3 protein-coding genes and 1 pseudogene are annotated in these 1,735 nt (G+C 59.9%); all 4 read left to right on the top strand.

All coding sequences use genetic code 11. The annotated features are described in order from the left end of the window. A pseudogene (locus AO388_RS29880) lies at positions 1 to 332 on the top strand (helix-turn-helix domain-containing protein); the annotation flags it as partial. After that, positions 329 to 1,075 (top strand): replication protein P, encoded by a 747-nt coding sequence (locus AO388_RS26685; RefSeq protein WP_058417467.1) that lies wholly within the window; start codon positions 329 to 331, stop codon positions 1,073 to 1,075. The pseudogene AO388_RS29880 and the gene AO388_RS26685, both read left to right, overlap by 4 nt. After that, on the top strand, positions 1,072 to 1,377 hold the full coding sequence (locus tag AO388_RS26680; RefSeq protein WP_058417466.1) for a DUF1364 domain-containing protein: 306 nt from the start codon (positions 1,072 to 1,074) through the stop codon (positions 1,375 to 1,377). Before AO388_RS26685 ends, AO388_RS26680 begins: the two co-directional genes overlap by 4 nt. Further along, positions 1,374 to 1,735: VRR-NUC domain-containing protein (locus tag AO388_RS26675; RefSeq protein WP_058417468.1), on the top strand; the 362-nt coding region annotated here is incomplete at its 3' end. The genes AO388_RS26680 and AO388_RS26675, both read left to right, overlap by 4 nt.

Genomic DNA, 1,735 nt, shown 5'->3' with positions numbered 1-1,735 from the left:
GCGAAATCTGCACCCAATACGTCACTTAACCATCAATTAACCGAACAGCAGCAGCCGCGCGAGATTTCGGACGTTATAGATGAGCAGGATAAGCAGGCCCTTGAGTCAACCGACGATCGCCAGCGCTTCGCAATGTTCGCCGACTGGGCACCGGATAGCCGTTACCTGATCGCCCAGGTTTCATCGGCTGGTTTGTGGCCAAGCAGAACACCGTAGACACATCCGCCGGTTGGTGTAACCGCTTGGTGGGTTGGTACTTGAGGGAGCGCGCCAAGGGGAGTTTGCCAGATTTCGACGACACGTCATGGTCTGACGATCTGGGTGACCTATGACCCAAACCAAGGCAAAGCGGCCCCAGAGCGCCACACAACTCATGACCAGCATGGGCAACTTGCCGCCTGTCATACCTACAGTTCCGAAAGCGCTTCCTCCCGGCACCGCGTCCGTTGTAAACGCGCTGTTCAGGGAGTTGCAGGCAATATTTCCGGCGTGGAGGCAGGCGTGGCCGGACGATGCGGCATTGCAAACTGCCAAGCGGAGCTGGATCAAGGCGTTCATCGTCGCGGGCATAAACACCCTGGAGCAGATTCGTTATGGCCTGCAGAACTGCCGCCAGAACGGGAGTGACTTCGCGCCCAGTGTCGGCAAGTTCATCAAGTGGTGTCAGCCGACTCCGGAAATGCTGGGAATTCCATCCCATGACAGGGCATTTCGCGAGGCGCTTCTCAACCTGCATCCATCGCGCCGTACATCGCGGGAGTGGTCACACGAGGCAGTACGGCACGCCGCGCTCCAGTGTGAGATGCATAACCTTGCCGACCTGACGTCGGAAAAGGCCAGCAAGGTGTTCGACCGTGCTTATGACATCACCATCCGCATGCTTGTGCAGGGGCAGTCGCTGGAGGACATCGCAGTCGGCATCGGCCATGACGGACAGAAATCAGAATTCGAGCGGGCCGAAGAGCTGACAGAGCGGGTCAGTCTCGCGCTGATCGCAAGACAAGGAATCCCGGCAGACGGTGCAAAGGCGCGTGAGCTGCTGATGGCGAAATTTGGCAGAAGGGCGGCGCAATGACCAAGCAAACGAAACTCACCAAGGCAGCGCGCGACCGCGAGTGCCAGATTCGTTACCCAGGATGCTCGAGCGAATCCTCGACCACCGTTCTCGCCCATTACCGACTGGCTGGTACTTGCGGCATGGGCATCAAGCCAAACGACCTGCAGGCCGCTTGGTCGTGTGCTTACTGCCACGATATCGCAGATGGCCGCCTGCGCGCCCCGGCGGTGCTGAGTCGTAACGAAGTCCGCCTGTTCCACGCCGAGGGTGTCATGCGTACCCAGGACGCCCTGATCCGCGAAGGGAAGGTATCACCGTGAAGCCCGCCGAAATGACGTTGTTCAAACCGAAGCGTATCCGCGCCAAGTCCGTCGACCGTGAGGGTCTGGAGCAGGCCGCATTGCTGCGCGAGCTCAAGCTGCGCATGCCGCTGGTGGCGGCGTTGATATACCACGTTCCCAACGGTGGCCACCGGCTCAAGCAGGTGGCGGTCAAGTTGAAAGAGCAGGGCGTGCGCGCTGGTGTTCCCGATCTGGTGCTGCCGATGGCCCGTGGTGGGTACTTCGGCCTGTACATCGAATTCAAAGCCACGCCGCCGAACGATGCCGCTGTCTCTGGCAGCCAGTACGAGTGGATACGTCAGCTCAACCTGCAAGGCTATCTGGCGATCGTCTGCCG

Source organism: Pseudomonas sp. ICMP 10191 (genome assembly GCF_001467335.1).
Classification (GTDB): domain Bacteria; phylum Pseudomonadota; class Gammaproteobacteria; order Pseudomonadales; family Pseudomonadaceae; genus Aquipseudomonas; species Aquipseudomonas cerasi.
The sequence above is the reverse complement of the archived record's forward strand: the minus strand, read 5'-3'. Positions and strand labels throughout refer to the sequence as shown.

What these genes read in the sequence shown, in the direction of transcription:
- AO388_RS26680 (WP_058417466.1), top strand. Translation starts at nt 1,072, where the DNA reads ATGACCAAGCAAACGAAACTCACCAAGGCAGCGCGCGACCGCGAGTGC.
- AO388_RS26685 (WP_058417467.1), top strand. Translation starts at nt 329, where the DNA reads ATGACCCAAACCAAGGCAAAGCGGCCCCAGAGCGCCACACAACTCATG.